The 20073-nt window shown below is 61.9% G+C and carries 20 protein-coding genes and 1 riboswitch; of the genes, 10 read left to right on the top strand and 10 right to left on the bottom strand.

Annotated elements, in window-relative coordinates; all coding sequences use genetic code 11:
• Position 1: 1 nt before the first annotated feature.
• The 4 genes from CFAEC_RS04805 to CFAEC_RS04820 all read right to left on the bottom strand — a co-directional run bounded on the left by CFAEC_RS04805 (position 2) and on the right by CFAEC_RS04820 (position 4912).
• The gene (locus CFAEC_RS04805) at positions 2-943 is read right to left on the bottom strand and encodes a phosphotriesterase family protein (RefSeq protein ID WP_290279317.1); all 942 of its coding nucleotides are present in this window, start codon (positions 941-943) and stop codon (positions 2-4) included.
• Between the two features lie 293 nt (positions 944-1236).
• The gene (locus CFAEC_RS04810; RefSeq protein ID WP_290279319.1) at positions 1237-1986 is read right to left on the bottom strand and encodes a GntR family transcriptional regulator; all 750 of its coding nucleotides are present in this window, start codon (positions 1984-1986) and stop codon (positions 1237-1239) included.
• A 360-nt stretch (positions 1987-2346) separates the two neighbouring features.
• On the bottom strand, positions 2347-3627 hold the full coding sequence (locus CFAEC_RS04815; protein ID WP_290279321.1) for an MFS transporter: 1281 nt from the start codon (positions 3625-3627) through the stop codon (positions 2347-2349).
• Between the two features lie 94 nt (positions 3628-3721).
• A complete protein-coding gene (locus tag CFAEC_RS04820) occupies positions 3722-4912 on the bottom strand; it encodes a 4-hydroxybenzoate 3-monooxygenase (protein WP_290279323.1) in 1191 nt (396 codons plus the stop codon).
• Positions 4913-5206: 294 nt separating this feature from the next.
• Positions 5207-5316: riboswitch (TPP riboswitch) on the top strand.
• On the opposite strand from CFAEC_RS04820, the gene CFAEC_RS04825 reads away from it, so the two are divergent.
• From CFAEC_RS04825 to CFAEC_RS04850, 6 genes are all read left to right on the top strand, one after another.
• Positions 5306-5938: an ECF transporter S component gene (locus tag CFAEC_RS04825; protein WP_290279324.1), complete on the top strand. Its 633-nt coding sequence runs from the start codon at positions 5306-5308 to the stop codon at positions 5936-5938. It overlaps the preceding riboswitch by 11 nt.
• 7 nt (positions 5939-5945) lie before the next feature.
• A complete protein-coding gene (locus tag CFAEC_RS04830; RefSeq protein WP_290279326.1) occupies positions 5946-7316 on the top strand; it encodes an ABC transporter ATP-binding protein in 1371 nt (456 codons plus the stop codon).
• Positions 7313-8068, top strand: a complete 756-nt coding sequence (locus CFAEC_RS04835; protein WP_290279328.1) for an energy-coupling factor transporter transmembrane component T family protein — start codon at positions 7313-7315, stop codon at positions 8066-8068. The genes CFAEC_RS04830 and CFAEC_RS04835 overlap by 4 nt, the downstream gene beginning before the upstream one ends.
• A complete protein-coding gene (locus CFAEC_RS04840; protein ID WP_290279330.1) occupies positions 8065-8541 on the top strand; it encodes a nucleoside/nucleotide kinase family protein in 477 nt (158 codons plus the stop codon). The genes CFAEC_RS04835 and CFAEC_RS04840 overlap by 4 nt, the downstream gene beginning before the upstream one ends.
• A 71-nt stretch (positions 8542-8612) precedes the next feature.
• A complete protein-coding gene (locus tag CFAEC_RS04845) occupies positions 8613-9680 on the top strand; it encodes a calcium:cation antiporter (protein ID WP_290279331.1) in 1068 nt (355 codons plus the stop codon).
• 26 nt (positions 9681-9706) lie between these two features.
• Positions 9707-10453, top strand: coding sequence for a PIG-L deacetylase family protein (locus CFAEC_RS04850; RefSeq protein ID WP_290279332.1), 747 nt, complete (start codon positions 9707-9709; stop codon positions 10451-10453).
• On the opposite strand, the gene CFAEC_RS04855 is transcribed toward CFAEC_RS04850, so the two are convergent.
• On the bottom strand, positions 10450-12783 hold the full coding sequence (locus CFAEC_RS04855; protein ID WP_290279334.1) for an ATP-binding cassette domain-containing protein: 2334 nt from the start codon (positions 12781-12783) through the stop codon (positions 10450-10452). The genes CFAEC_RS04850 and CFAEC_RS04855 overlap by 4 nt on opposite strands.
• 90 nt (positions 12784-12873) lie before the next feature.
• Here CFAEC_RS04855 and tpx point away from each other — a divergent pair, with 90 nt between their 5' ends.
• Positions 12874-13371: a thiol peroxidase gene (tpx, locus tag CFAEC_RS04860; protein ID WP_290279335.1), complete on the top strand. Its 498-nt coding sequence runs from the start codon at positions 12874-12876 to the stop codon at positions 13369-13371.
• Between the two features lie 6 nt (positions 13372-13377).
• Here tpx and CFAEC_RS04865 read toward each other — a convergent pair whose 3' ends face one another.
• Both CFAEC_RS04865 and CFAEC_RS04870 read right to left on the bottom strand, forming a co-directional pair.
• Positions 13378-15252, bottom strand: a complete 1875-nt coding sequence (locus CFAEC_RS04865; RefSeq protein WP_290279336.1) for a hypothetical protein — start codon at positions 15250-15252, stop codon at positions 13378-13380.
• Positions 15253-15576: 324 nt separating this feature from the next.
• A complete protein-coding gene (locus tag CFAEC_RS04870) occupies positions 15577-16548 on the bottom strand; it encodes a DUF808 domain-containing protein (protein WP_290279338.1) in 972 nt (323 codons plus the stop codon).
• 91 nt (positions 16549-16639) lie between these two features.
• Here CFAEC_RS04870 and CFAEC_RS04875 point away from each other — a divergent pair, with 91 nt between their 5' ends.
• From CFAEC_RS04875 to CFAEC_RS04885, 3 genes are read left to right on the top strand one after another with little or no spacing between them, the layout of a single operon-like run.
• Positions 16640-17548 carry a 2-dehydropantoate 2-reductase gene (locus tag CFAEC_RS04875; RefSeq protein ID WP_290279340.1) on the top strand — a complete coding sequence of 303 codons (909 nt, stop codon included), beginning with the start codon at positions 16640-16642 and terminating at the stop codon, positions 17546-17548.
• A 27-nt stretch (positions 17549-17575) separates the two neighbouring features.
• Positions 17576-17953, top strand: coding sequence for a DUF2218 domain-containing protein (locus tag CFAEC_RS04880; RefSeq protein ID WP_290279342.1), 378 nt, complete (start codon positions 17576-17578; stop codon positions 17951-17953).
• Positions 17950-18375, top strand: a complete 426-nt coding sequence (locus tag CFAEC_RS04885) for an NUDIX hydrolase (protein WP_290279344.1) — start codon at positions 17950-17952, stop codon at positions 18373-18375. The genes CFAEC_RS04880 and CFAEC_RS04885 overlap by 4 nt, the downstream gene beginning before the upstream one ends.
• Here CFAEC_RS04885 and CFAEC_RS04890 read toward each other — a convergent pair.
• From CFAEC_RS04890 to arsC, 3 genes are all read right to left on the bottom strand, one after another.
• Positions 18338-18739: a DUF3592 domain-containing protein gene (locus CFAEC_RS04890; protein WP_290279346.1), complete on the bottom strand. Its 402-nt coding sequence runs from the start codon at positions 18737-18739 to the stop codon at positions 18338-18340. The two genes, CFAEC_RS04885 and CFAEC_RS04890, sit on opposite strands and share 38 nt — an antisense overlap.
• Positions 18740-18781: 42 nt before the next feature.
• Positions 18782-19618 carry a S1 family peptidase gene (locus CFAEC_RS04895; RefSeq protein ID WP_290279806.1) on the bottom strand — a complete coding sequence of 279 codons (837 nt, stop codon included), beginning with the start codon at positions 19616-19618 and terminating at the stop codon, positions 18782-18784.
• Positions 19619-19699: 81 nt separating this feature from the next.
• On the bottom strand, positions 19700-20047 hold the full coding sequence (gene arsC / locus CFAEC_RS04900; protein WP_290279348.1) for an arsenate reductase (glutaredoxin): 348 nt from the start codon (positions 20045-20047) through the stop codon (positions 19700-19702).
• Positions 20048-20073: the final 26 nt, after the last annotated feature.

Below are 20073 nucleotides of genomic sequence, written 5' to 3' on the forward strand. Positions count from 1 at the left end.
CTTATCGGACCGCGAGCAGTTCGCGGGGGTTGGTGTCAGTGATCTGGGTGATGTCAGCCTGTGAGATACCTGCTGCCAGCAGCTCGGGGACGATATCGGTGAGCACGGTGGTGAACTCGGCTTCCGGTGCGTCATGGCCCTTGGCCACGCCGACGGCTCCGGAGCTTAAGATGATGCGGTGCACGTGTCCTGCGTCGATAAGCTCTTTGACCAGCGCCGGCTGCCCGGCGCCGTCGATGCCCAGCCAGACGCCGCGTGCGGCGATGTCAGAGACAGGCGCTTCTCGACGCCCGATTCCCCGGAGCACCAGTCGTTCCGGCGCGATGCCCTCGTCGAGGGCGATATCGATCTCTGCCAGTGGATCAGCACCGAAGGTGTGGGACACGGCGACACCGGTGGCCAGGGAGGTACGGACTGCACCGCGCAGGAGACTTTCGTCCGTGGCGGTCATGCCTGCCTCTGTGGAGAGGGTGACGATCAGGCCAGCCGGGGCGCGACGCTCCACGCGGGGGACCACCATGCCTTCGGTGATCTCCTTGGTGAACAGATCAGCGAACTTCTCTGCTGGCCACGGGGTGGGGGGATTGGTCTGCGGGGTGAGGAAATAACCGCCCAGCATGTCCTCTGGGCCCATGCCGGTGGAGGCGATGATGTTGACTCCGGTGGCGGTGGCCAGATTCTCCAGAATGGGGAGTGCGATGGTCAGGTTGCGGCCATGGAACATGCCGGAGGCATCCACGATGGTCCGTCCGCCGGCGTTGTGGAAGGCGGTGAGTTTGTCGCGGAGGATCTCGAACACCTCTGCGCGGTTGATGGTGATATCGGGTGCGTATTCCGCGCCGGGAACCACAGACAGCAACGATGCGTGCACCTCTGTGTAGCCGAGCTGATCTGCCGGAACAGGTCCGAGGACTGTGTTGACCACAAGAGTGTTGTCAGGCATGGCACTACCTTTCTTCATTGGATCGGGCTGGATGGGGACTTGCCCGGAGAGCCTGTCATTGTGTGGCAGTTGACGTTGAAGAAACAGTGGGCCAGGAAGCGCTACCTCTGCCGTAGGGGCCGCAGCACACTGTCTTAAGGAATGTGACCTCTCTAACTCGTTTCCCCTACTTTTGCATGTTGTTATACCAAAGTCAACCGATTTGGTGTCCCACCTCACTCGGATAACAAAAACCCTGCTCAGGGGGAGATCCTGGGCAGGGTTCTGGGGGGAGTGGCGTGACTACCCCGCGGTTAACTCGCGGTGATGAAGTGGTATTTGAACTCATCGGAGCGGTGCATGGCCAGACGGTAACCCGCTGGAGCACCACCCGTGGTGATGAAAATCGTCTCGATTGCCAGCAGTGGGCTACCCACCGCCACCCCGAGGTGATCAGCGGTCTCTTCGGTGGCTGCGGTGGCCCAGGCTTCGTTGTCGGACTGGGTGAGCGTGATTCCGAATTGCCGCTCGAGGAGTTCAAACGCGGACGAACCGGCCTCCAGATCCTCCCGGCTGGGATTAAACTCCGCCGGCACCCGCAGGAAGATCCGTGAATGTGCCACGGGGGTGTCCTCCACCCAGATGAGACGGACGAAGTGCAGGAGTTGTTCATCGCCGTCAAGACTGAGCCGCACCTGGACGGGTTCCGGTGGGATCACCCGGCTGATCGCGGACACGGCCGTGGAGGTTTTCAGTCCCTGCTCCGTGAGGTGCTGATAGAGGGCACCGGGCCGGACGTTAGCGGCTCGGTCGATCCGGCGACCCGGCACCGGGAACGTGCCCTTGCCCTGTTTGCGGTAGACGTATCCCTCATCCGCCAACTCACGTAGTGCCTGTCGGATGGGTGCGCGACTGACCCCGAAACGGTCCAATAGCTGCGCCTCGGTCATGGGAGTGCTGGCATCCACCACGCCGCCGGAGATCTCTGCACGCAGAATCTCCTTGATCTGCCGGTAGAGGGGAACCCCGGTGGTGGGGTCCAGCTCACTCTGGGCTGTAGTCATGTGGCGGCCTCCCGCGGTTGTCGTTTGTTATGCCAATCCTGCATGGCGGTACCACTGTAGTCAATTTCTTATTATGACGTGGGTCATACTCGCGATGATGGCACTCATAAATTTTCTTCCCCTTCCGGGTTCGGGAAAGTTCATGGCAGCAACTATTTCCGCCTATGTGACATTCCACGGATGCACCTCTGAAGTGCTCAAACACTGTCAGGAGGTCTTCGGCGGGGAAGGGACCATGAAATTTGGGGAGGCACCAAGGGGTGGGGCCTATGGTCAGGTCTTCGACAGATTCGGCGTGATGCGGAGCTTCACCCCGGCCGCAGAAACGGGTGTTCGGCAGGGGGGCGTTCTACTTGTCTGTCAGGACACCGGTGTGTGCACCACCGTGTTCGAGGTTCCGCGCTTGCGCAGGGTGGTGGACGTGGAGAAGATCAGTGCTCCCAGCAGGCCCACCGCGGCGAAGGCGAAGAAGCCCCAGGGGTAGGCGATGCCCATGCCGACCAGGATGCCGCCGAGCAGCGGGCCGGAGATGGCACCCAGACGACCGATACCTGCGGAGAAGCCCATCGCGGTGGCGCGGATCTGGGAGGGGTGGTTCTCCCCGGTGAAGGCGTAGATGAGCACCTGGGAACTGAAGACGAACACGCCGGTCATGAAGACCACCACGTACAGGCCCAGCAGGGGCATGCGGACAGCCAGCAGCGCCAGGAATACCGCGGAGATGACAAACCAGAGCAGGGCGGTCTTGCGTGGGGTGTGGGCGTCTGCGACCCTGCCCGCGATGAGCAGGCCGACCACGGCGCCGATGTTGAGCACCATCAGGAAGCCGAGGGAATTACCCATGTCGTAATCAGCCTGGCGCATGATCTGAGGGAGCCAGGTGTTGAGTCCGTAAACCAGGAGCAGGCCCATGAAGGAGGTGCCCCAGATGGCCAGGGTGTTCCGGCGGAAACTCGGCTTGAACAGTGCGGACAGGGAGGCGGATTCGCTGATCTCCTGTTCGTGTTCACGGTCAAGATCATCATCCAGTGTCAGGCCATACGCGGTGGCGATCTCCGATGCCTTCTCCACTTCTCCTCTGGCCATCAGGTACTGGGGTGATTCCGGGAGGAAGAAGTAGAGCAACGGCAGCAGGATCAGACCGGGAACTGCACCGGTGATGAACATGGAGTGCCAGCCCAGGGGTTCGATGAGCAGGATGCCCAGGAAGGCGGTGGCCACGGCGCCCACGTGGTAACCGGTCATCAAGGTCGTGGAGGCGGATCCAGCCTTGGTGCCGGGGCGGAACTCAGTAACCATGGCGATCGCCGTGGGCAGGGCTCCACCCAGACCCACACCGGCGATGAAACGCCACAAGGTGAACAGGGTGATGTCAGAGGTGAAGGCCAGCAGCAGGGTGAAGATGGAGAAGACCGCCACGGAGAAGATCATCACGCGTCGACGCCCCAGCTTGTCTGTGAGGAAGCCGATGGTGAGCGCGCCGATCATCATGCCCACCAGTCCGAGGGTGGAGATCTGGGTGGCGCGGGCGGCATCAAGATCCCAGGAGGGGTCCTGGAGCATGGCCGGGATCGTGGCGCCGAGGACAACAAGGTCAAAACCATCAAGGACGATGGCGAACCAGAGTAATCCGAGTACCACACTGACATTCCTTGTGGAACGGGGTGTGGTGGTTACGGGGGAGGTGCTTATCACGGAAGGTGGCTCCGGATTCCTGTGAGTGGGTGGTTAGTTATCAGTAGTCGAATCGGGGCAGATCGCGCCCGACATACTGTTCAGCCAGGTAACGCTGGCCAGCTTCGGAGTCCAGAACGGAACGGAGCTCGGCGAAGCGGCGCTGGGTGGCGAAGTGGTCCTCGCCGGGAACCGCGTGGAGCATCGAGCTCATCCAGAAGGAGAAGTGCTGCGCCTTCCAGATGCGCGGGACAGCGAGCTTGCTGTAGTCATCGAGCAGACCGGTGTCATTACGCTTGATGGCACGGGTCAGGCCCGGTGCGAGCACGGACACATCGGCCACCGCCAGGTTGAGCCCCTTGGCCCCGGTGGGCGGGACGGTGTGCGCGGCATCGCCGGCCAGGAACAGTCGACCCTTCTGCATGGGTTCGGTCACCGCGGAGCGGAAACGCAGCACGGCCTTGTCAAAGATCTTTCCCTCTGAGACGGTGATGCCGGGGGAGTCAGCGCGCAGGTGCAGCTGCTCCCAGATGCGGTCATCCGGCCACATGTCGGGAGTGTCTTCCGGATCGCACTGCAGGTAGTAACGCTGCACAGTGTCGGTGCGGGTGGAGATCAGCGCGAAACCCTCGGGGTGGGTGGCGTAGATGAGTTCCTTCTGGGTCTTCGGAGCCTCCACGAGGATGCCGAACCATGCATACGGGTATTCATGGCGGGCGCGGATGCCACCATCAGCGGTGACCAGTGAGCGGGAGGGGGAACTGGAACCATCGGCGGCGACCACATAATCAGCGCTCAGCTGGTGGGTGGTGCCGTCTGCATCGGTGTAGGTGATGGTCGCCGGGCCATCGCCCTGGTAGTTCTCCACGGAATCCACGGTGGTTTCAAAGAGCAGTTCCCCTCCGTCGGAGATGCGCTTGGCAATGAAGTCCTTGAGGTACTCATGCTGCGGGTAGATGGCCACCTTGTGGCCGGTCAGTTCCGTCAGGGGGATGCGGATGTTCTCACCGTTGATGGCGATGTCGATGGCCTCGTCATGGTCAGCTTCGCGTTCCATGCGTTCGCCCACGCCGGTTTCCCGCATGAGATTCAAGGTGCCCTGCTCCAGAATTCCTGCCCGCACCGTCTCCTCCACAGCCTGGCGGGTGCGGCTTTCAAACACCACCGATTCAATACCCTGCAGGTGCAGCAGATGGGCGAGGGTGAGACCGGCCGGTCCAGCACCGATGATGGCTACTGGGACGTGATTCATGGAGGCTCCATTCTTTAAGGCATTAAGTGATCTGCGCCTCAACATACGAGTGGTGGGCGCAGTGAAGCAAGGCGTTCATCTGGCGAACAACTGTCATAGTCTATGGCACGCGCCACATCCTGCGTTATCTCACGCCACGGCATCCAGGCAAGGGTGTACCCAGGGGTGTGGTTAAGGGATTTGGGGGATGGTTCCGGTCACTGTGCTCTGACTACCACAAACCGACATTGGACAACCCCACCCATCGGTGCGCTAGCATGAATTCCTCGGTACGTGGTGTACCTGAGTACATACATCGAATTGCACGGGTGTCCGGTGAAAATCCGGGCTGAGAGGTGGCGCAGCCACAACCGTTGAACCTGATCCGGGTAATGCCGGCGATAGGGAGGAAACATGACTGATACACGTCTGCCTTCAACCAGGGAGGCACAGAAGAAGAACACCAGACACACCTGGCGTGTCATTGACATCGTCATCGCAGCAGTCCTCGGCGTGGCCTGCGGACTGATCTTCGTGGTGTGGAACTCGGTGGGCTACGCATGGTTCACCGCCTTCGATGCCCTGACCCCCGGACTTGGCGGGCTGGCAGCCGGCGTCTGGTTACTGGGCGGTGTCCTCGGTGGTCTGGTCATCCGCAAGCCGGGAGCAGCACTGTTCGTCGAGGTCATCGCAGCGTCCGTCTCCGCGGCGCTGGCCTCACAGTGGGGCATTGAGACCTTATACTCCGGCATTGCCCAGGGGCTCGGGGCGGAACTGATCTTCGCACTGTTCCTCTACCGCCGTTTCACCCTCCCGGTGGCGATCCTCGCGGGCATGGGGGCCGGCGTCGGCGCCTATCTCCTGGAGGCCGTCCTCAGCGCCTACTTCGCCATGTCCCTGGCCTTCAACATCATCTACTTCTCCTGCCTGATGATCTCCGGCGCGCTGCTCGCCGGTCTCGTGGGTTTCCTCCTGGTGCGTGCGCTCGCCCGCACCGGCGCACTGGATCGTTTCGCCGCCGGCCGCGAGCTGCGCAGGGAGGTTTAAACCCATCGTGACCACCACCATCGGTACCCGCGTGACGGTCAGGGACTTCGGTTACCGCCACGCATCCCGGAAGAAACCCGCTTTCCAGGGCATCAACATGACCATCGAACCGGGGGAGCGGATTCTGCTCACCGGCGATTCCGGTTCAGGTAAATCCACCCTGCTCGCAGCCCTGGCCGGCGTGCTCGGTGATGACACCGAGGGCGAGACCTACGGTTCCCTGCTTATCGACGCCGCCGCCGTCGGCCTGGTGCTGCAGGATCCGGACTCCCAGGTCATAGCCTCCCGCATCGGCGACGATGTCGCCTTCGGCTGCGAGAACCTCAAGGTTCCGCGGGAACAGATCTGGCCGCGGGTGGAACGGGCCCTGGACATGGTGGGTCTGACCCTGCCACTGGATCATCCCACCCGGCACCTCTCCGGCGGACAGAAGCAGCGCCTCGCGCTTGCCGGAGTCATCGCCATGGGGGCCAACCTCATCCTGCTTGATGAACCCACCGCCAACCTGGATCCGCTGGGTCAGCGGGAGGTGGTCGAGGCCGTCGACCGCGTGGTCGCTGAAACCGGTGCCACTCTCATCGTGGTGGAGCACCGCCACCAGCTCTGGTCCGGAACCGTCGACCGCATCCTCCGGCTCGACAATCAGGGCGTTCAGGAGATCACGGCGGGGGAACTCACACGGGTTGCAGATCTACCATCCCGCAGGGACCCTGCCGCCGCCTCCGTGATGTCAGCTGAGAACCTGCTCACCCGCTGGGGCCCGGCGCGTTCCTTTGAAATCCCCGAAGCAGCCTCCACGGTGATCACCGGTGCCAACGGCTCGGGCAAGACCACCCTGGCCCTGACCATCGGAGGTCTCATTCCACCGAAGGATGGGCAGTTGCACCTCTCGGACAGTCTCCGTCAGGGGGTGTCCAGGCAACCGCACCAGTGGCGTTCCGCGGATCTCGCCCGGCGCATCGGCACCGTCTTCCAGGATCCGGAGCATCAGTTCGTGGCCCGCACCGTCCGGGATGAGATCGAGGTCGGACCGAAGATCATGTCCGGTAAACGCAAGGGCACCGTGGATCCGGTGAGCGCCAGCCGCATTGAGGAACTGCTTGACCGGTTGCGCCTTCGCCATCTGGAGCATGCCAACCCTTTCACGCTCTCCGGTGGGGAGAAGCGCCGGCTGTCGGTGGCTACCGCACTGGTGGCGGCCCCGAAGCTGCTCATCCTGGATGAACCCACCTTCGGCCAGGATCCGGTGACGTTCCGGGAACTGGTGTGGATGCTGCGCGAACTCACGGATGCCGGAACCACGATCGTCTCGGTGACCCACGATCCGGATTTCATCGCGGCCCTGGGGGATCACCATCTGGAGGTGAGTGCGCGGTGAATGTGATTGAAGGTATCAACCCGGTCACCCGCATCGCCGCCGTGATAGCGTTGACCACCCCGCTGCTGATCAGCGTGGATGTGGTATCCGCAGCCATTGCGCTTGCCGCCACCATCCTGCTGGCACCCCTTGCCGGGGTCAGTTGGAGGCAGTTGTTCAAACGCGGTTGGCCGCTGTTTCTCATCGCACCGATCGCCGCGTTGTCCATGGCGCTCTACGGACGCCCGGAGGGCAGGGAGTACTTCAGTTTCCTGCTCGCCCACGTCACCGACAACTCCCTGTCCCTGGCATTGGCGATCGGTGTGCGTGTGCTCGCCGTCGGGTTGCCGGTGGTGGTGCTCATCTCCCGGGTGGACCCCACCGACCTTGGTGATGGACTGGCACAGATCGCACGCCTGCCGGAACGGTTCGTCATCGGCGCCGTCGCCGGTGGTCGGTTGGTGTCGCTGTTCCGCGATGACTGGCAGTCCATGGACCGCTCCCGTCGTGCCCGCGGTATCGCGGATCAGGGGCGGATCCGTCACTTCTTCACCATGGCCTTCGGGTTATTGGTGTTGTCGCTGCGCCGCGGTTCCAAACTGGCCACCGCCATGGAGGCGCGTGGTTTCGGTCGCCACCGGGGGAGGACCTGGGCCCGTTCCTCCACCGTCGGGCTTATCGACGCCGCCGTCATCCTCGTGTGCCTGGCCATCTCCGTCACCGCCATCGTGGTGTCGATCCAGACCGGTTACTTCAGGTTCCTGGGTACATGATCATCATTTTGATCGACGGGCAGTCCGGTTCCGGCAAAACCACCCTGGCGCGTGAACTCGCCGAGGAGACCGGATTCCAACTGGTGCACCTCGAGGATTTCTACCCGGGGTGGGCGGGGCTCGCCGCCGCCAGTCAGATGGTGGCCACCGATGTGCTGCACCCTGTCCAGCCCGGATTCTGGCGGTGGGATTGGGAACGCAACCAGCGCGCCAGGTGGGTGCCGATCCGCGCCCACACAAGCCTCATCATTGAAGGGTGCGGGGCGGTGACGGGGGCGTCGATAAGCGCAGCTGAGGCAGTGGGCACGGTGATCACCGTGCGGATCCTGGGGCCGGAAACAACGCGGAGGCAGCGCGCCCTGGCGCGTGACCCGGGGTACGCCCCGTGGTGGGAGATGTGGGCGGCACAGGAGCGTGTGCACTTCTCCGGACCCGGGCATGTGGCGGTGGATCACGTGCTAGGGTTGGCCTGATCGCGGGACGGCCCGCGAACCCACTACCGTTGGGGACGGCCCCGCCGAGTGTTCAAGGAGCGTTGGCGATCATGCCGTCCACACGCCTGGATCCAATCGATCTCATCCGCATCATCGTCGGGTGGGTCACCGTCGCACTGTTCGCGCTGGTGGCCATTCCGGGGCCACCCGCACTGCTGCTCGCCGTGATCATCGGCGTGATCCTGTTCTGTTCCTTCGGGGTGGTGAAACAAGCTGAGCGCCTGGCCCATATCCTGGGGGACCCCTATGGTTCCCTGGTGCTGACCTTGTCCATCGTCATCATCGAGGTCATTCTCATCGTGGCGGTGCTGCTGGGGCCGGGGGAGTCCGCGACCATCGCCCGGGATTCCGTGATGGCGGTGTCCATGATCATCATGGCGCTCGTGGTGGGTATTTCCTTCCTGGTCGGTGGTCTCCGGCATGGAGGGTTGGTGCACAACGGCACCGGGGCACAGACCTACCTGGTGTTGATTCTGATGCTGTCCGCCGTGGCCTTCGCCGTGCCGGTGTTTCTGGGTGTGGATGGCCAGTATCTACGGGGCCAGGGGATCGCCGTGGCGGTGGCTACCATCGTGTTGTACGCGTTCTTCCTCTGGCGACAGATGGGGGCCCAGGCCGCTGACTTCCAGGATGCGGCTGCAGCGTTGCCGCAGGGATCCGCCTTCCGTGGTGAGGTTGTCTTCCGGATGCTCGTGCTCGTGGTGACCGTGCTGCCCATCGTGTGGCTCTCCCATGACATGGCCGGCCTGATGGACATCACCCTGGCTGCCTGGGGCGCACCGGTGGCACTGGCGGGTGTGGTGATCGCGATGATCGTCTTCCTCCCGGAGACCATCACCACCGTCCGTGCAGCCTGGGGCGCGGAGATCCAGCGGGTGATCAACCTGGCCCACGGTGCGCTTGTCTCCACCCTGGGGCTGACCATCCCGTCGGTGCTCATCATCGGAGCGGTCACCGGACAACCCGTTGTGCTGGCTGAGAGCCCGCTCAACCTGCTGATACTGGGGATGACCATCGCGGTGACCGCGGTGACGTTCACCGCCCGCAGGATCACCGCTGTCCACGGTGCGGTCCTGTTGGTGATCTTCGGCATGTACGTCATGGCGCTGTTCCACTAGCAACATTGATCAGTACCCTGGGCGACATGACAAACCCGAATGCGGAAACAGTGCAACAACTCGAGTGGAGCTCCTGGAAGCGGGTGCTGGTGGTGGTCGCCCACCCCGATGACCCGGAATACGGGCTGTCAGCGGCGGTGCGGGAATGGACGGATGCCGGAGTAGAGGTGACCTACCTCCTGCTGACCCATGGTGAGGCGGGAATCCAGGGCATGGATCCGGCAAAGGTCGGCCCGCTGCGCGCCGAAGAGCAGCGCACGGCATGTGCCTGCGTCGGTGTCTCCGACCTGATCATTCTTGACCACCCGGATTCCATGTTGGTCTACAATCTGGAACTACGCCGGGACATCGCCCGGGTGATCCGTCAGCGCCGACCCGATGCCGTGATCACCGCGAACTTCGATGTGGAAGCCTACGGCGGATTCAACCAGGCTGATCACCGTGTGGCGGGCCTGGCCACCATTGATGCCACCCGCGACGCCGCCAACCCGTGGGCACAGCGTGAACTCCTCGATGAGGAGGGGCTGGAACCCTGGAGCGCCTCCAAGATCCTGATCGCGGGTGTGCCCAACCCCACCCATGTCACCGGGATCTCACACAGCGCCATGGAATGCGGGGTGGAATCCCTCAAAGCCCACGCTGAGTACCTCCGGGTGCTTCCCGATCACCCGAAACCGGAGGAGTTCATTCCCGAGATGCTGCGCCTCGGGGCCTCCCAGGCCGTTGGGGTGGACCTGGAATTCGCGGTGGCCTTCCGGATGTTCGACGCTTAGGCCAGATACGCCTTCAGATACCTGCCCGTCGGGGTATCGGCGTTGATCAGTTCAACCGGGGTGCCCTCGAAGATGACCCGGCCGCCATCGGAACCGGCTCCGGGCCCGACATCGATGATGTGATCCGCATGGGCCAGCACACCCAGGTGGTGGTCGATGATGATGACGGATTTACCGGCCTCCACCAGAGAATCAAAAAGCGCGAGCAGGGTCTGGACATCAGCCAGGTGCAGGCCGGTGGTGGGTTCATCCAGAATAAAGGTGGTGGCCTTGTCTCCCATCCGGGTGGCCAGCTTCAAGCGCTGACGCTCACCGCCAGACAACGTGGACAGAGGCTGCCCCAGCGTGATGTACCCCAGGCCCACATCCACCAGGCGCTTGGCGATCTTCACCGCAGCCGGGATCCTTGACTCCGCGGCTCCGAAAAACTCATGCGCCGACACCGCCGGCATGGCCAGCACCTCGGCGATATTCCGCCCGCCGAAATGGTAGTCCAACACAGCATCATCAAAACGCCTGCCCTCGCACACCTCACACGGGGAGGACACCCCGGCCATCATGCCCAGATCCACAGTGATCACACCGGAGCCCTTACAGGTCGCGCAGGCCCCCTCCGAGTTGGCGGAGAACAGTGCAGGCTTCACATCATTTTCCTTGGCAAAGGCCTTGCGGATGGAATCAAGCATGCCGGTGTAGGTGGCGGGGTTCGAGCGGTTGGACCCGTGGATGGAGGACTGATCCACCACCACAAAAGATTCATCGCGGAAAATCCCATGGACCAGAGAAGACTTGCCGGAACCGGCAACGCCACTGATCACTGTCAGAACACCCAGTGGGATATCCACATCAACATCACGCAGGTTGTTGCGGCTGGCACCCCTGATCTGGAGTGCGCCGGTGGGGGACCGGAAGGATTCTTTCAGCGTGGCACGGTCGTGGAGATGACGCCCCGTGACGGTATCGGACTCCTCGAGTTCAGCGACGGTGCCCTCAAACTGGATCTCACCGCCCTTCCTTCCGGCGCCCGGACCCAGATCAATGACATGATCGGCAATGGCGATGGTCTCCGGTTTATGCTCGACCACCAGGACGGTGTTGCCCTTGTCCCGCAGATCCAGCAGGAGCTGGTTCATCCGCTCAATATCCTGAGGGTGAAGGCCCGCGGTAGGTTCATCAAACACATAGGTGATATCGGTCAGGGGGGATCCCAGGTGCCGGATCATCCTTGTGCGCTGTGCCTCCCCACCGGACAGGGTGCCGGTAGGCCGGTCCAGCTGCAGGTATCCCAGGCCGATCGCCACGAAATTATCCAGTGTTTCCGACAACCCACGCATCAACGGCGCCACCGATGGAGCATCCACCCCCGTGATCCACTCCGCCAGATCACGCACCTCCATGGCACATAACTCAGCAATATTCTTCCCATTGATCCGGGAGTCCAATGCATGCTGCGCCAGGCGTGTGCCGCCGCACTCCGGGCAGTCCACGAAAGTGACAGCCCTGTCCACAAACTCACCGATATGCTTCTGCATACCGGCACGGTCCCTGCTCAGCATGGACTTGGTGATCTTGGGAACCAGCCCCTCATAGGTGACATTGATGCCACTGAACTTAATTTTCGTCGGTTCCTGGTAGTACAGGGCGTGGCGCTGATCCCCAGTGAAGTCACCGACGGGGATATCCGCCGGGTACAGACCGGACTCGGCATAGGCCCGCATGCTCCAGGAGCCAGCCTTATAACCGGGGATGAGCAGTGCGCCGTCATTAAGCGACAGCGACTCATCCACCATCTGGGTCAGGTCAATATCAGATATCCGTCCCATGCCTTCACACCGGGGACACATGCCGCCGGTACGTGTGAACTCCACCTTCTCCCGTTTGCCACCGGACTTGCTGAATCCACCGGAGGCACTCACGGACGGCACGTTGAAGGAGTACGCGCCGGGGCCACCGGCACGTGGTTCTGCGATGCGGGAGTAGAGGATCCTCAACATGGCGGTGGCATCGGTGGCGGTGCCCACGGTGGAACGGGGATTGGCCCCCATCTGTTCCTGGTCCACGATGATCGCGGTGGTGATCCCTTCGAGCAGATCCACATCCGGGCGGGCCAGCGTTGGCATGAATCCCTGGACAAAGGCACTGTAGGTTTCATTGATCAGACGCTGGGATTCCGCAGCGATAGTCCCGAACACCAACGAGGATTTTCCTGATCCGGACACTCCGGTGAATACGGTCAGGCGTCGTTTGGGAATATCAACGGAGATATTTTTGAGGTTATTCTCATGGGCCCCGTGAACCCGGATCATGTCGTGGGAGTCAGCAGTCTGCATGTGGCAAAGTGTACAAAAAGACACCCGTCCGGGAATGCCGGCGTGATGGGGCGTGGCGGGTGGCGTGCAGTGTCCCATAGGATGGTGCTCATGGCTAACACTCATTTTGATGGCACTGACACCCCTACATCCGGCGACCTCCCTGCAGTGGGCGACGCACTTCCTGATTTCACCCTGGTGGACACCAACCTCGGAGAGGTCTCCCTGGCTGATCTCAAGGGCAAGAAGGTCGTCCTGAACATCTTCCCCTCCGTGGACACCGGCATCTGTGCTGATTCCGTCCGTAGGTTCAATGAGGAGGCCTCCAAGCTGGATGACACCGCTGTGCTGTGTGTCTCCAAGGATCTCCCATTCGCCCTGGGCCGCTTCTGCGGTGCCGAGGGCCTGGACAATGTCACCGCCGCTTCAGCATTCCGTTCCACCTTCGGTGAGGATTACGGACTGGTTCTGGAAGGCTCCCCGCTCAAGGGACTGCTGGCACGCACTGTCATCGTCGCCGATGAGGAGGGCAACATTACCTACACCCAGCTGGTCGATGAGATCAAGACCGAACCTGATTATGATGCCGCCATCAAGGCACTGGGCTAAACCCGCTTAACCCTCTCCCTGTTCAACCGTCAAAGGACTTGCGCCCGCCTCTTCAGGCTGGTTCAGGTCCTTATTATTTTCCTCCTCTGGCGTGTCATCCAGTGGTTCGGTGGTGGCTGACTCTTCAACGGCCCGCTCTGCGGGCTCGTCAGTGGCCCCTGGAACACTGTCGCCATAGGTTTCAGTGGCATCATCCGGGGCATCATCCGGGGTTTCTGATGTCGTGGGAGGTGCCGTTGACTCCGGAGGCGGATCCGTTGGCCACAGGGGAACCGGGGGATCTTCAATCAGCTCGATGTCAAAGATCTCTGGTCTTAGGGGGAGCTGGGGTGCCTGGGGCGCCTGGGGGTTGGCGGGAGGCGCTGAAGGTTCCCGGGGTGCGGGGAGTTCGGGTACCGGTGGTTGATAGTCAGTGTCAGAAGTTACGTTCTGGGGAGTCGGCCGTGGCAGCGGGGTCGGATCCGGACTCCGGGAGGGAGCCATGGGGACGGTGATGTTCTCCCGGGGGAGCACCGCCGGTGGAGCAGTTCTCGGGGTGGTGGCCACCGCGGGAGGCTCCTGCACGGGCGTGGGCATCTGGCTGAACTGTGAACGGGTTGGTTGGGGGAGTGATCCGTCGTCGTTGCGCTCCAGGATCTCAGACAGAGGCACCCCGCCATCCCGTGGATAGGTCTGCAGGGTGGTCATGTGCACACTCGAGGTGGTGGTGGACAACTGTGGGCCGGCGTCATGGAATACACCGATCGTGGCGAAGACCAGGGAGGGGATCAGCGCGGTCAGCGCCAGAGGTGCCACGGTATTCCAGTGCCGGGGTTGATGACAATGGTCAGTGTCCCGTTGACGGCAGGCCAGAACCCACAGACTGATCACACAGAGGACAATGCTGACTCCGAAGATACCCACCAGGCCGCGGGCACTGACGCTCTCGAAGAGGAAGACGGGGATGATGCCGAGAACAGCCAGGAGCAGCAGGAGAGCGGGGCCGGTCTTTCCCAACCAGCCGTGGACCCGGGCCGGGTGTGTCTCAGCACGGGACTGGGCTGATCGGTGCTCATGGATGAAGCGCTGCATCTCCTGGTGATAATCCTCCGGATCGTCACGGTGCGGGACCAGTGTGGCGAGCGGATTCCTGGGTAACTGAAAATCCCTGCTATCCCAGTCCCTGATGTTGGAGGCATTGATGTGCAGAGCGACGTGCCCATCGTTCCCGCGGTCAACCCATCCCCGGGCTAGGGCGAGAAGTCCGCTCTCGGTGGCTGTATCCACAGCCCCCTTGAGGGCATCTGCGGCATCCATGTCGAGGATGCCGCATTCCACACCATTGAGGTGGATGAAGACCATGTCATTGAGGGCACGAAGCTCCACAAGGACGCGGCTCTGGTCTGGGATCTTGCGGAAGGGGGACAGGCGTGTGGGTTCAACGCGCCACATCGTGCCACTCGGTAACAATGTCCACTGGTTTGTCGGGGGATCGTTAAAGGGGACTCCACCGTCAGAGGCATATAGTGAAATACTGGCGGCCACGCTGGCATTGGGCGTGATCTGCAGTTGGCAGGTCGGGACGAATCCGGAGGCGTAGACGCGTGCGATCTGGGAATTAAAGATCACGGCGGGATCGGGGACGGTGCCCACCAGGGTTGTGCCGACCATGACCGCGATGGTGCGGGCATCATTGCTGGGGAGCAGACTTGCCCTCAAGGTGGTGCTGTCCGACTCTGGATGCACCAACTCCTGCAGGGCCTCCCACCGGATGTTGTGCAGCGGGATATTCCGGATGAATTGCTGCACCTTGGGCTGATCTGAGATCGCCAGAGGGTAAGGGGGGACGCGGGAACAGTCGATGATGAAATCCGGTCTGGGGGATCCCTCTGCTTTGGACATGTTCCGCGTGCCTCCCTTCTTCAGGTATTCGCTTCAGGTATTCGTAGGTGTAGGGAGAGCGCTATGAAAACGATTGCTGAACCCTATGTTAGCCGTGAAAACGCCAGGTGGAAAGTGCTTATCTGGGTTTCAGCCTGCTCTTGGAAAAAATCACGATCAGCTGGGGTGTTGCAGAGAATCCTGAGAAGGATGGTTCACCCAGGGGGAGATTGAGGCGGTGGGTGGAAATTTAAATAAACAGAAGGGGAACGGAGTGCTAATTCTGTGTATCACTCCGGTGACATGCCGAAATGGCGCTGATGCACGCTGTCAGATTGCGAAACATTACACCCCCGTTATTTGTTTGTCACCCTTCGATGCTGCTACCACTTTCCTCACCAGGGAGACAATGGCAACCACAACCCCACCCCACAGCGCACCAAACACCAGGGAGCCCGCGGTGTTGCCCAGCCAGCCACCGAAACCGCCGCCGAATCCGGCTACAAACTCCTCGAGTCCGTGAACCAATGAATAGGGGAATGCCCAGCCGAGCTCCTCTAAACCGATCACCATGATGTGGCCACCGACCCACAGCATCGCGAACACACCGATGACACTGATGATCTGCAGCACCACGGGCATCGCCTTCACCAGTCCACGTCCGAAGCGGACCGCTCCTGAAGAGGCACCCTCGCGGGACGCCATGGCCAGTCCCACATCGTCCATCTTCACCAGGATGGCCACCACACCGTAGACCAGGGCGGTGATGCCCAGGCCGACCGTGACCAGGACACCGGTGCGCATCCAGAAGGACTCATCGGCGATCTCATTGAGGGAGATGACCATGATCTCGGCGGACAGGATGAGGTCGGTGGTGATGGCTCCCTTCACCAGCGCATCCTCAGACTTGGGTCCCTGGTGGGATTTGGGCACCATGCTCTTTTCCTCATGGTGCATCCGGGAGTGGATGGAGTGCCAGATCTTCTCCGCACCCTCGAAACACAGGTACGTGCCACCGAGCATGAGGATCGGGGTGAGCGCCCACGGGGCAAACGATGACAGCAACAATGCGATCGGAAGAATGATCACAAGTTTGTTCACCAATGAACCCTTGGCGATCCGCCAGATCATCGGCAGTTCCCGCGCCGGTTGCACCCCATCCACATACTGCGGGGTCACCGCGGCATCATCCACCACAACGCCGGCCGCTTTGAGGCTGGTTTTGCCCGCGAGTCCCGCCACATCGTCGACGGTTGCTGCAGCCGCACGTGCAATCGCGGCGACATCATCCAACAGAGCTGCAAGTCCACCTGCCATGAAGAATCCATCCTTATTGAATGTGGGGGTTTAAGACTTTCCGATTGTATTCCTGTGCGGTTCCCACTGCTACTGGGGCACAATACTGGCCATGAGGATTGCAATCATCGGTGCTGGTGCCGTGGGAGGATATTTTGGTGCGCTGCTGCATGAGGCGGGTGCAGACGTCACCCTGGTGGCCCGGGGCGAGACCCTCCGGGTGTTGAACACCCGGGGTGTGCGTGTCAGTGATCAGCGCGGCACCCGCGATGTGCAGGTCGCCGCGGTCGGATCATTACATGATCTCGACGCCGCCGATGTGGTGCTGGTGGCCACCAAGGCGCTGGCCGGTTCCACCCCGATGCGGGAGCTTCTCGACGGCCTGCCCCCACGCGCTGTCGTCGCCATGACCCAGAACGCGGTGGAAGCGGCGGCGGCTGCAGCGGAAATCGTCGGTGAGGAAAAGGTCTGGCCAGGAGTGGTCCGTGGCTTCTTCGTCCATACCGGGCCAGCCTCGGTGGAATACCGGGGTGGGCCGTTGTCCTATACCTTCGGCACGTGGGATCGATCAGACTCGGAAACTGCTCGTGGATTTGCCCGCATCCTCGGCACCGCAGGGATCGACGCTCAGGTCCACCCGAATATCTGGGTGGACATGTGGGAGAAGGCGATGTTTGTCACCACCTTCGGCGGGCTGGGGGCGTTCGTCGATAAGCCTCTCGGGGTGCTGCGCACCGACTACCGTTCCAGTCTTGAGGCATTGATGTCAGAGGTTGATGCCGTCGCCCGTGCAACGGGCGTTGACCTGCCTGAAGATGCCGTGAGTCGCACGATGGCGTTCGCAGATCGGATGCCGGCGGCGTCGACAAGCTCCATGCAGCGTGACATCACAGCAGGTGATGCGAGTGAACTCGATGCCCAGGTGGGTGCCATCGTGCGTGCGGGAACGCGGCTGGGTGTGGATGTGCGCCTGCATGATCTGATCTACACGGGCCTCCGAAATAGGGGGCGGGAGGGATAAACAGAGTGCGCAGGCTACACTTTCCCCATGATCGTAACCTCTACAGCACGTGTGTCCACTGACCGTCCGGGTCGATACGGCAAGCAGCTGACGAGTCACCTCAGTGAGAAGCTCACCACCACCTGGGACCCGGAGGCCGGTCGGGGCTCCATCATCCTCAAGGGGCATGGGGTGGATGCCGAGGATGAGCGTTTCGCCTTCGACGGCTGCGCCTCCTGTGACCTGGTGGCCGGCGATGGTGTCCTGCTTCTCCACATCGAGGCGCCCGGTGAACTGGCCGACCGGTTGGAATCGGTCATCGGTTCCCACCTGGTTCGCTTCGGCGCCAAGGATGATCTCCGCGTTGCTTTCCGCCGTGGTGATGGCACCGAAGGCAAGGTCTTCGAACCTCTCGGCACGCCGTGACACTCACCATCCGCATCGCCGCGGTGGTGTTCCGCAACCACGACGGCGATGTACTCAGCGTCCGCAAAGCCGGCACTGATTCCTTCATGATGCCCGGCGGCAAAGTGGAACCGGGGGAGCACCCCCTGAGCACCGCAGTGCGTGAAATCGCTGAGGAACTCCACCTCACCCTGGATCCCTCCAGGCTTGAACACCTCGGCAGGTTTATTGCCCCGGCGGCCAATGAATCCGGTTTCACCGTGGACTGTGATGTTTTCATCTGGCCTAATGTGCTGTCAGAGTTGCCGCAGGTATTCGATGAGATCGCTGAGGCCTGCTGGGTGCCGGTTAACTCACACGCCCCCTGGGTGGCACCGCTGAGCCGGGACGTGATCTTCCCACGACTCAGAACAGCAGAAGCAGAAGCAGCGGGATCGCGGTAACCAGCATGAGGGTGCCGATGAGGTAGTTGAAGGTCCGGATGGTGGTCTGCGTCTGTGCGACAGCAGGCATCACCTTTGTTGGATCATCGGGACGGACATACATCGGGATGGTCTCACCGGGTCGCATGATCGGTTCGGGGATGGAATCGGGGAACACCCCATGGACTTCGCGGCCGTCGATGTCGATCCGGTACAGCGTGAGATAACGATCCTCATCGTCCTGGGAATGCCCGGTGATCACCGCATCATGCAGTTCGGCGTGCTGCCGGAATGATCGTTCCTTCAACGTCGAGCGGACGGCAAACCACAGGCAGACCACCCCCACGATGAGAATGAGAACAATAAGGGGAAACGTCGGGGACACAGGCAATCACCTCAAATCGTGTCGTCGAAAGTGGTGGCGCACTCAGTAACTTCCCGCAGCCCAGGTGTTCCAGTTGCCCCAGGCTCCCAGTGCATCCTCCAACATCGTGCTTCCGGGTACGGGGCTGGGGTGTGTATGGGCCGCCGGGATCCGGGAAGGCTCGGCGGTGGCATCTTTGAGGGGAGACGGATCGCCTACTGTACCTGGAACCGCCTTGCCTGTGTTCTGCGCGATCCAGCCGAGGTATTCACTGACCGGTACGAACCATCCCATTGTGCCGTCCTGGGAAGCCACATTGGTGGCGGTGGACATGCTCAACACGCCAGCGATCTCACCGTTGACCCACAGGGCCCCGCCGGAATCGCCGGGCAGCAACCTGCCGTTGTAGATGGTGGCCTCCAGCAGGACAGCACCCCTGTCCGGGCTGGGGAGGTTGATGATGCGACGTTGGATAGTGGCGTCAGCCTGCAGGCCGATCGGCATGTGGCGGCTGGTTGCGCCACCCCAGCCGGCGACCGTGCCGTAGGTGCCGGGATGTTGATGCCAGCCTGAGAGATTCGCCGTCGCGGCTGCTACTGGTGATGAGAGCCTGACCACCGCGAGATCAGCAGACGGATGCCGCCGCCAGTCCACGATGGCTCTTTCTTGACCAACCACGCGCGACCCCACAGAGGCATACCGGTGGGGGCCTTCGCCGATACAGTGACGGGCGGTGAGAACCCATTCCGGGGTGATCAGTGCTCCGGTACACGCCATCTCGCCGATATGGAGACGGACCAGGGAACCGCCACGGACATCACCGCTGACGTGATAACCACCGGTGACCGCGGCTGCTGGGAGTGTGCTTCCGGTGATGACGACAGCCGTCACAAGGACCATCGTGAGAATGGATCGCAGTAGGGATGTGATGACTGGCATGATCGTGGGCCTCGTGTGATGTGGTGATGGGGATCTAGTAGGTTACAGGATCTCATCTATGACAGTAACGGAGGGGCGGGCGATGCGCGCCCCCTTCTCCGTCACCACGATGGGACGCTGCAGCAGGCGGGGCCGGCTGGCGATGGCGCTGAGCAGTTCCTCCTCCGGGGTATCCGGGGACAATCCCAGCTCAGCGTAGTCATCCTCACCTGTGCGGATGCCATCGTGGACGGGGATCCCCAGTTGTGTGAAGATCCCACGAAGTTCCTCCGCGGAGGGGGTGTCCTTCAGATAGTGGATGATGGTGGGTTCAACACCGTCATCCCGGATGTGTTCCAGGGTTTTGCGGGAAGTGGAGCAACGGGGGTTGTGGTAGATCGTGACGTCCATGCCTGTCACTCTACCGGTGTGCGTGG

The organism is Corynebacterium faecale (assembly GCF_030408735.1).
Lineage (GTDB): Bacteria > Actinomycetota > Actinomycetes > Mycobacteriales > Mycobacteriaceae > Corynebacterium > Corynebacterium faecale.

Excerpts from the sequence above, each read along its gene's own strand:
- CFAEC_RS04805 (WP_290279317.1), bottom strand. The coding sequence starts at position 943 with ATGCCTGACAACACTCTTGTGGTCAACACAGTCCTCGGACCTGTTCCG.
- CFAEC_RS04810 (WP_290279319.1), bottom strand. The coding sequence starts at position 1,986 with ATGACTACAGCCCAGAGTGAGCTGGACCCCACCACCGGGGTTCCCCTC.
- CFAEC_RS04820 (WP_290279323.1), bottom strand. The coding sequence starts at position 4,912 with ATGAATCACGTCCCAGTAGCCATCATCGGTGCTGGACCGGCCGGTCTC.
- CFAEC_RS04825 (WP_290279324.1), top strand. The coding sequence starts at position 5,306 with ATGACTGATACACGTCTGCCTTCAACCAGGGAGGCACAGAAGAAGAAC.
- CFAEC_RS04840 (WP_290279330.1), top strand. The coding sequence starts at position 8,065 with ATGATCATCATTTTGATCGACGGGCAGTCCGGTTCCGGCAAAACCACC.
- CFAEC_RS04845 (WP_290279331.1), top strand. The coding sequence starts at position 8,613 with ATGCCGTCCACACGCCTGGATCCAATCGATCTCATCCGCATCATCGTC.
- CFAEC_RS04850 (WP_290279332.1), top strand. The coding sequence starts at position 9,707 with ATGACAAACCCGAATGCGGAAACAGTGCAACAACTCGAGTGGAGCTCC.
- CFAEC_RS04855 (WP_290279334.1), bottom strand. The coding sequence starts at position 12,783 with ATGCAGACTGCTGACTCCCACGACATGATCCGGGTTCACGGGGCCCAT.
- tpx (WP_290279335.1), top strand. The coding sequence starts at position 12,874 with ATGGCTAACACTCATTTTGATGGCACTGACACCCCTACATCCGGCGAC.
- CFAEC_RS04865 (WP_290279336.1), bottom strand. The coding sequence starts at position 15,252 with ATGTCCAAAGCAGAGGGATCCCCCAGACCGGATTTCATCATCGACTGT.
- CFAEC_RS04870 (WP_290279338.1), bottom strand. The coding sequence starts at position 16,548 with ATGGCAGGTGGACTTGCAGCTCTGTTGGATGATGTCGCCGCGATTGCA.
- CFAEC_RS04875 (WP_290279340.1), top strand. The coding sequence starts at position 16,640 with ATGAGGATTGCAATCATCGGTGCTGGTGCCGTGGGAGGATATTTTGGT.
- CFAEC_RS04880 (WP_290279342.1), top strand. The coding sequence starts at position 17,576 with ATGATCGTAACCTCTACAGCACGTGTGTCCACTGACCGTCCGGGTCGA.
- CFAEC_RS04895 (WP_290279806.1), bottom strand. The coding sequence starts at position 19,618 with ATGGTCCTTGTGACGGCTGTCGTCATCACCGGAAGCACACTCCCAGCA.
- arsC (WP_290279348.1), bottom strand. The coding sequence starts at position 20,047 with ATGGACGTCACGATCTACCACAACCCCCGTTGCTCCACTTCCCGCAAA.